Annotated in this window: 11 protein-coding genes and 1 pseudogene; 9 read left to right on the top strand and 3 right to left on the bottom strand. The window is 59.2% G+C overall.

Annotated elements, in window-relative coordinates; translation table 11 throughout:
• Positions 1–108 precede the first annotated feature (108 nt).
• Positions 109–258 (top strand): hypothetical protein, encoded by a 150-nt coding sequence (locus GVL12_RS25400; RefSeq protein WP_159918340.1) that lies wholly within the window; start codon positions 109–111, stop codon positions 256–258.
• A 307-nt stretch (positions 259–565) separates the two neighbouring features.
• Here the strand turns inward: GVL12_RS25400 and GVL12_RS25395 are convergent, their stop codons facing one another.
• On the bottom strand, positions 566–766 hold the full coding sequence (locus GVL12_RS25395; protein ID WP_159918339.1) for a hypothetical protein: 201 nt from the start codon (positions 764–766) through the stop codon (positions 566–568).
• A gap of 340 nt (positions 767–1106) precedes the next feature.
• Here GVL12_RS25395 and GVL12_RS25390 point away from each other — a divergent pair, with 340 nt between their 5' ends.
• The 4 genes from GVL12_RS25390 to GVL12_RS25375 all read left to right on the top strand — a co-directional run bounded on the left by GVL12_RS25390 (position 1107) and on the right by GVL12_RS25375 (position 2642).
• On the top strand, positions 1107–1361 hold the full coding sequence (locus GVL12_RS25390) for a type II toxin-antitoxin system Phd/YefM family antitoxin (RefSeq protein ID WP_159918338.1): 255 nt from the start codon (positions 1107–1109) through the stop codon (positions 1359–1361).
• Positions 1358–1624, top strand: coding sequence for a Txe/YoeB family addiction module toxin (locus GVL12_RS25385; protein WP_159918337.1), 267 nt, complete (start codon positions 1358–1360; stop codon positions 1622–1624). The genes GVL12_RS25390 and GVL12_RS25385 overlap by 4 nt, the downstream gene beginning before the upstream one ends.
• Positions 1625–1849: 225 nt before the next feature.
• On the top strand, positions 1850–2125 hold the full coding sequence (locus tag GVL12_RS25380; RefSeq protein ID WP_159918336.1) for a hypothetical protein: 276 nt from the start codon (positions 1850–1852) through the stop codon (positions 2123–2125).
• Between the two features lie 82 nt (positions 2126–2207).
• Positions 2208–2642 carry a DUF6246 family protein gene (locus tag GVL12_RS25375; protein ID WP_159918335.1) on the top strand — a complete coding sequence of 145 codons (435 nt, stop codon included), beginning with the start codon at positions 2208–2210 and terminating at the stop codon, positions 2640–2642.
• A 10-nt stretch (positions 2643–2652) separates the two neighbouring features.
• On the opposite strand, the gene GVL12_RS25370 is transcribed toward GVL12_RS25375, so the two are convergent.
• Together GVL12_RS25370 and GVL12_RS25365 are read right to left on the bottom strand one after the other, a co-directional pair.
• Entirely contained in the window at positions 2653–2976 is a 324-nt protein-coding gene (locus GVL12_RS25370; RefSeq protein WP_159918334.1) for a DNA-binding transcriptional regulator, read from the bottom strand.
• A complete protein-coding gene (locus tag GVL12_RS25365) occupies positions 2973–3281 on the bottom strand; it encodes a DNA-binding protein (protein WP_159918333.1) in 309 nt (102 codons plus the stop codon). Before GVL12_RS25365 ends, GVL12_RS25370 begins: the two co-directional genes overlap by 4 nt.
• 550 nt (positions 3282–3831) lie before the next feature.
• Here GVL12_RS25365 and GVL12_RS25360 point away from each other — a divergent pair.
• From GVL12_RS25360 to GVL12_RS25345, 4 genes and pseudogenes are all read left to right on the top strand, one after another.
• Positions 3832–4119, top strand: a pseudogene (locus tag GVL12_RS25360) (transposase domain-containing protein); the annotation flags it as partial.
• On the top strand, positions 4117–4713 hold the full coding sequence (locus GVL12_RS25355; protein ID WP_306770614.1) for a transposase: 597 nt from the start codon (positions 4117–4119) through the stop codon (positions 4711–4713). The pseudogene GVL12_RS25360 and the gene GVL12_RS25355, both read left to right, overlap by 3 nt.
• Complete coding sequence (locus GVL12_RS25350; RefSeq protein ID WP_159918330.1) at positions 4595–5575, top strand: PLxRFG domain-containing protein; 981 nt, start codon at positions 4595–4597, stop codon at positions 5573–5575. Before GVL12_RS25355 ends, GVL12_RS25350 begins: the two co-directional genes overlap by 119 nt.
• Positions 5576–5801: 226 nt before the next feature.
• Positions 5802–6878 (top strand): hypothetical protein, encoded by a 1077-nt coding sequence (locus GVL12_RS25345; RefSeq protein ID WP_159918329.1) that lies wholly within the window; start codon positions 5802–5804, stop codon positions 6876–6878.
• Positions 6879–6967: the final 89 nt, after the last annotated feature.

Raw genomic sequence — 6967 nt, 5'->3', positions numbered from 1 at the left:
CGGCTGCCCACCCACAAGGCACGTGACATTGACCAACTGCTGCCGCACATCTGGTTGCCGCCTACTGCTACCGCATAGCGCCGACTCTGCGCAAGGGCCGGACCGCGTGTGTTTGCTGGCCCCTTACTGTACACGGCCTATTCGCATATCCGCAACGACGGCAACGCGGCCTACGTGACCGCGCCCGACCTGCCGCCTGCCGGGGTGTCGGGAAGCAAGGCCCAGGGCTTTCAGGTGGGTATCAATCAAGCGTTCTGAAGGGGAGCCTACACGGCCGCGAGGCGCTGCACGGTGTCTGGGAATTTCTCTGCCATATGCATGATGAGCGCCGCCTGGGCATTGGGCTTGGCGCGGCCTTGTTCCCAGCTTTCCAGAGTGCGGGGGAGGGTGGCAGATAACGGGCAAACACAGCACGCGACAGGCCAAGCTTGCCGCGTCTGGTCGTTGTCTGGCCTCAATTGCTGCCTTGAGCATCGCTCCGTGAAGCGGCTGTCGTCGCGCCGCGCGTTGCGCGCATCGCAGCGGTAGGCGCGTGTGCAGCGTGTTTGCGAAGAGCGCGTGACGATTACTGCTGTTGGGAAAACTTCGCCTCTTCGATTCGCGCCAATTCCTTGTCCACCCGCTGAATGCCCTCCTGCAGCGTGAAGTAAGCATCCTCGAAAGCACTCGTGATGATGTCCCGCGTGAACTGGGCGTGCTCTGACTCGAGCTTAGAGAGGATAGCGGCGGCGAGTGTGGCTGTAGGCCCGATCAATTCTTTTTCCATGTCTGCCCTCCCTGGCGCTGGTTGTTTAGGAGCTTCCAGCATAGCCCAGGGTGCGGCGGAGCCAGATCACTCTGGCAGCACTTGAATGTGGTGAATCGATCTTGGCAGATGTACGCACGCCCTGCTGTTGGGCGAGGGGCGACGACTGAACTTATGGTCGCGCTACGGGCGAAGTTTCCGCCTCAGGAGTCGAGCGACCCTGGGGGCAAGGCTCCCGCGAAGGAGCAGCACGAGGAAACCATGGCCTGGTTCGAGAGGGTGGAGGCGGCGCGGGCGCGCAATGGGGTGGACAAAGTGCGTTAAAACATGTACAGTAAATGGTACATATAAGGAGTAAGTCATGCATGTAGTTAGCTTCACCCAGGCGCGCAGCGAGTTCAAGGGTGTCATCGACCGCGTGGTGGCTGACTGCGATGCGACGCTGATCCACCGACGCGATGGAGAGAACGCCGTCTTGCTATCCGAGTCCACCTACAACAGCATGCTGGAGACGCTGCACTTGATGCAGAGCCCAGCGAACGCGCGCCGCCTGATGGCAGCTGTCGAGCAGGACCGCAAGGGCGCAGCTAAAAAGCGCGAATTGCTGGAGTCATGAGTCGAGCGATCAAATTTCTGCCATCTGCCTGGGAGGACTATCTCTACTGGCAAGGCCAGGACAAGAAGACCCTCAAGCGCATCAATGCGCTGCTGACCGAGGCGACGCGCGACCCATTCGTTGGCACGGGAAAGCCAGAACCGCTGGTAGGAAGCTTGTCCGGCTACTGGTCAAGGCGAATCGACCAAGCCAACCGGCTGGTCTATCGTGCAGACGATGACGACCTGGTCGTGCTGCAGTGTCGATACCACTACGACGACTGAGCGAACGAAGCTCTCGAAAGAGGGCTTTTTCGTGGTGCGCCCAGCGTGAACTGACCCCCAAAAGTTGCTCACGACGAACGAAGTGAAGCGCAACTGCATGAGGGCGACCGAGTGTGGGGAAGTGATGTTGAAGAAATTGGCTGAATGCGGACTGTGTTTAGCAACGGCGGTGTATCAGTTTTAAATCGCTGGCAAGACGAAATCTGTATCAGTTTTAAATTGCCGTTGACAGCACATGTAGGACGCGATGTAAAGGTCGAATTTGCCCTGAAGTCCGAGGGCCTGCCAAAGCCGGCCGCAGGCGATTACAAGGTTCTGGGCATGATGCGCGCCAAGTCCTTGAACACCACCTGGGACACGGTCGACACGACTGCGGACAAGTCGCCCAACTTCACGAAGACCAGTCTCTTGACATTCAAGAACGTGGAGTTCTCGGGTGATGGTGTGAGCTACGACGACGACGTGCACAACCAGGAAGCACTGGAGCTCGCCGCCCGCTGAAACAGGCAATCAGCCCAAGGTCTGGTTCAAGATCACATACCCCGGCGGCAAGGTCGCCGCCCTGGGCCGGCCCGGGTAGATCGTGGACATCTTCAGGGGCCTGCTGGGGCCGCGTGCGCTGCTGGATGCGCGCTATGTGCTTGCCACGCTGTGCGATCAGGATGATGTCACGCCGCTGATCGGCTGGCTGGACCTGGGGGATGGGTGGCAGGCAGGCGCAATGCCAGCATCCGAGCAGATCTGCTTGGCGGCGCATCTGCTGCGGCACGGCATCGTCGGCACGGCCAGCGGAGACAGCAGGGGCGACGGCAATGTGAAGCCGGCCACAGAGTTCCAAGTCGGCGAGTACGTCGCTGCTGCGCGCGCGCACCTGGGCATGAGCGCCAGTGACGCCGAGGATCTCAGCATGAGCGAATTCCAGGCGCTGTTCGAGATGAAGTTTCCCGACCCGAAGAAGAAAAAGCGCGATGTGCCGACGCGCGAGGAGTACCGGGCCGCCATGGAGGCGATGGCTTGACCCGGGGGGGTCAGGCCGTCGCCAATTCGCTCGTTAACTCAGGGTGCTTTACGATCAAGCGCAGCAAGCAGGCCACAGCGCCAGGCGGCGTAAAGCGGCCTTGCTCCCAGTCGCGCAGAGTGGATATAGGCGTGGCGATCCGGTCGGCAAACGCCGCCTGGGTCAGCCCCGACTTCTGACGCGCTTGGCGGACCAGAATTTGCTCGGGTGTGGTGATGCGCCCGGCGGCGCCGGCCTTCACTTCTGCCAAGGCCTGCCGAATGTCCGGGAGCTCTTCTCCCATGTCTGCCTCAATGGCCTGGGCCACTTTTTCAAGATCAAAACTGCGTTTCATGATGAAGCTCTCCGTTTGTGGTTGATGTCGCTTGCGGGCATGTCTTCCCGCTCGGTCTTGACGTATACGGCGAACAGTTCAAGCACACCTTCTTCGGTGTAGTTGAAATAGATGACCCGTGCCCCGCCTCTTTTGCCGCGCCCCTGTACTGACCATCGAACCTTCCGAGCGCCTTCGGCGCCGGGTATGACGTCGCCTGCCAAGGGATTTGCCGCAATCCAGTCAATGAACTCGTGACGCTCGTCTTCGCTCCAGATGCTGGCCGCCTGGCGCTGGAAGGTTGGGTGCTCAATGACTGTTTGCATGATGTGAATTGTACGGGATTCCCGTACTTCTGCAAGCAATGTCATTTGACCAAGCCCCGCTTCGGCGGGGTTTGCTACGATCCTCTACACGTTTTTACAGGAGGGGGTATGAAGAGGGTTTTTGTGACTTTAATTGCTGCAACTCATATTGGCGTTGTTTTTGCTAGTGATGACGCCGAAAATTGGTGCAGTCAAATTGGTGGTCTATAAAAATCGGTTATGGACTTGAGACAAACAGGTTTCTCTCTGGATGAGGTTTTGGAAATAACAAAAAGAAACTATGGAGATGATTTACGATTAAAAAGGTTGTCCGGAAATTTCGTGAAACTTGCATATCATGAGACGATATATCGGAGTGATGATCTGAAAATGGCCGCTATAGTTGAGTTCCCAAATAAGCAGCAATTGAATTGCTTAAATGCAAACGATTGACCAAGATATTTTTAAAAGCCACCAGTGAGTGTAATGTTGTTCACTTAAGCCAGTGAACGGCATTTTCATTAATTGAGCCGGGTTCATACTATTGCCAAGTTCTTCTGTCTGGGTATTTATGGTTCGCAAGGCTCACCCGCTTCCCGACTTCGGCGCACTTTCACGACAAATCGATACCCAGTGGATCGCGCATGCGCTGGCAATCACAGGCAAAGCGAGCGTACGCAAGCGCAAGCTCCCGGCTGAACAAGTCGTCTGGCTGGTCATCGCAATGGCCATGTACCGGCATCAATCCATTGAATAAGTGGTGGCCGATCTCGATCTTGCATTGCCAGATGAGATCAACCCCGAGATTGCAAAGAGTGCACTGACGCAGGCCCGTCAACGCCTTGGCGAAGAGCCTCTGGCGCAGTTCTTTGGCCTGTGCGCCTCCAATTGGGACAGTCGCCATCAGCAGGGCCGAAGTTGGCGGGGTCTTGCGCGCTATGCGGTCGATGGCAGCACACTCAGGGTTCCTGACAGTCAGGACAATCGCCAACATTTCTCACTGAGCACGCACCTTCTGCGTGATGCCGTCTTTGGCGAATACGGCACCAACGAGATGCGCTATGCCAGGCAACTGCTGCAGTCCATCCCCGATCACTCGCTTACTGTCTTTGACAAAGGCTTTCTGAGCGCCGAGATTTTGCTGCAGGTGCAGCAGGCGGGTACGGCTCGCCACTGGCTTATCCCCGCCAAGAGCAATAGCAAGTGGCAACGCCTTGATGAGCAGACTGGGGGCGACTACCGCGTGCGCATGAAGGTCTCGCCTCAGGCTCACAAAGCCAACCCACAACTACCCGAATACTGGGAAGCACGGGCTATTGAAACGATCTCGACGCGTGGTCAACGTCGCGCGGGTGCTACTGTTGTTCAAGCAGTACGGCCAGAACATGGTTTACACCTTGGCCAGGTCGGCGCAGCAGTCGCTGAAGGGTGCAAGCCAGCAGGAGCGCGTTGAGGCACGCAAGACGCTGGGCGGCCTGCTGGTCATGCACGGCCTGGCCGCCGGCGCGCTGGGCCTGCCCATGGTTACCACGCTGCTGGCCGCGGCCTCGATGCTGGGTGGCGACGATGATGAACCCTGGGACGCCCAGATCGCGCTGCAGAACGTGCTGGCCGACACCTTCGGACAAAAGCCCGCCGAAGTGATGGCGCATGGCTTGTCTCGGCTCACGCCTTGGGATATTTCCGGCCGCGTCGGGCTGGATCGGCTGATCTTCCCGGACATTCAGGAAGGGCTGGAGGGCCAGCGCCTGGGCGAATCGGCCATGGCGGCAGCGCTAGGCCCGGTGGCCGGCATCGGCATCAATGCGCTCAAGGGGCTGCAGGACATGAGCGAGGGGCGCTACCTGCGCGGGCTGGAGGGAATGATGCCGACGGCACTGCGCGCGCCGCTCAAGGCCTGGCGCTACAGGGAGGAGGGCGTGCGCGACAAGTCAGGCATCGTGGTGCAGGACGAGGTGGACGCGGCCGAGTTGCTGGGCCAGGCCGCGGGGTTCTCACCGTCGAGCGTGCGCAACTCCTTCGAAGGCAAAAGCGCCATCATCCAGCACGACCGTGCGCTGCAGGCGCGGCGCTCCACGCTGGTCGAGCAGTTCGCTATGGCGGCTATGGCCGGGGACGAGGAGGGCAAGGCGGACGCCCGGGCGGATGTTGCCCAGTTCAACGAGAAGAACCCGGGCCGGCGGATCCTCCCCCTGCAATTGGCCCAGAGCGTGCGCATGCGGACCAAGCGCATCGAGCAGGCGCAGGAGGGGGTCTACTTGCCGGCGAAGCGGCGCGATGCGTTGGAGGCGGGGCGGTTCGCTGTGGGCGGGTGACCGGGCGCCGGTGTTGGCTCGGCCGCAGGGTGATTCGGCCTCGAGTCGACGATTCAACGCCCTCGGGTCTGAGGACGTTGGATTGGGTAGGTCTCTCATTTGCTGGCGCTGCTGATCTCACAGTTGATTGCGACCCCCGTTCTCGATGGGGCCGCGTTTCTCGAAGTCATCCACACCGTGCCCAGTAGGATCGCGCCGCATGCCGCGCGATGCATAGGTGTGTCCTATGATCGATGTGGCACGAAAAAACTTGAAGGACAAGCGAGACTCCCAGATGGCCGACCTGTTAACCCAGCATTTAAAGATCAAATCAGAGAACCACTCGGCGCTTCAATCGTTGTACAGCCAATGGGATTTCGATCGAAAATTGATCCCCAAGGCCTTGCAAACTGTCGGCAACCTTTTTCCGCATTACAGCAGGCATGACGAGTCGCATAGTCGGCAAATTCTGGTCAATATTGAACGCCTGCTGGGTGACAACCTTGCGCTGCTGACCGCCACCGACACTTGGCTGTTGCTAGAGGCCGCCTATTGGCACGACATCGGCATGGTCGTTCCACAGCGCGATTTTGAAGACGCACTGTCGGATCCTGAATTTGACGGCTTTTTGCAGGTTTTCGCGTCACAGCCGCATCACGAGCTGCATGCCATTGCCATCACCCTCAAGGCGAAATCGGGTTCATTTCAGATCTTCTTCGACGGTGCGCCCCTAGACGCAGTGACAAGGTTTCGTGAACTGATGGCCGAATGGTTCCGCCGAAAGCATCCGGTTCGGGCGGAACAGATTGTGCACGCGCCCCACCACAGTGCGGGGATCAGTTCGCCGCGAACCGAATTGATTCCTGCACGGCTCTTCGGGGTGCTGGGTCGGATTTGCCGCATGCACGGCGCATCGTTCGATACGCTAATCGGCGCGGGCGGACTCTCATTCCGCGAAGCGGGCATGGCGCGTGATGACTGCCACCCACGGTTCGTTGCGTGCCTGCTGCGGCTCGGAGATCTACTCGACCTCGACGACAACCGGTTCTGCCCTGTGATGCAGGGCATTGCGGGCGAGGGTCGCCCCGCCTTGAGCAAAGCGCATGAGGACAAACACGCCGCGATTCGGCACCTTCGGATCGACCAGGAGCGAATTTCGGTCGAGGCGGAATGTCAAACGGTGGATGGCTATTTGGAGGCATTCCGCTGGTTTGGTTGGCTCAAGGAGGAAATGCAGGCGCAGATGTCCCAATGGCGCGATATCGTGCCCAGTCGGGAGCTTGGGCTGAATCACGCCGGGTTCCGTGGAGGCTATTTGGTTTAAGTCAGGCCACCACCGAGGTGGCCTGACTGGCGAGTTGCCGGTAGTAGTTTTCCTCAGCTTCTGCCGGCGGAATGTACCCGATGGGCTCC

Origin of the sequence: Pantoea sp. 18069 (assembly GCF_902706035.1) — a bacterium.
Taxonomy (GTDB): domain Bacteria; phylum Pseudomonadota; class Gammaproteobacteria; order Burkholderiales; family Burkholderiaceae_C; genus Comamonas.
Note: the sequence above shows the minus strand (reverse complement) of the source record. Positions and strands in the feature narration are given on the sequence as shown.

Excerpts from the sequence above, each read along its gene's own strand:
- GVL12_RS25395 (WP_159918339.1), bottom strand. The coding sequence starts at position 766 with ATGGAAAAAGAATTGATCGGGCCTACAGCCACACTCGCCGCCGCTATC.
- GVL12_RS25390 (WP_159918338.1), top strand. The coding sequence starts at position 1,107 with ATGCATGTAGTTAGCTTCACCCAGGCGCGCAGCGAGTTCAAGGGTGTC.
- GVL12_RS25365 (WP_159918333.1), bottom strand. The coding sequence starts at position 3,281 with ATGCAAACAGTCATTGAGCACCCAACCTTCCAGCGCCAGGCGGCCAGC.
- GVL12_RS25345 (WP_159918329.1), top strand. The coding sequence starts at position 5,802 with ATGATCGATGTGGCACGAAAAAACTTGAAGGACAAGCGAGACTCCCAG.
- GVL12_RS25370 (WP_159918334.1), bottom strand. The coding sequence starts at position 2,976 with ATGAAACGCAGTTTTGATCTTGAAAAAGTGGCCCAGGCCATTGAGGCA.
- GVL12_RS25385 (WP_159918337.1), top strand. The coding sequence starts at position 1,358 with ATGAGTCGAGCGATCAAATTTCTGCCATCTGCCTGGGAGGACTATCTC.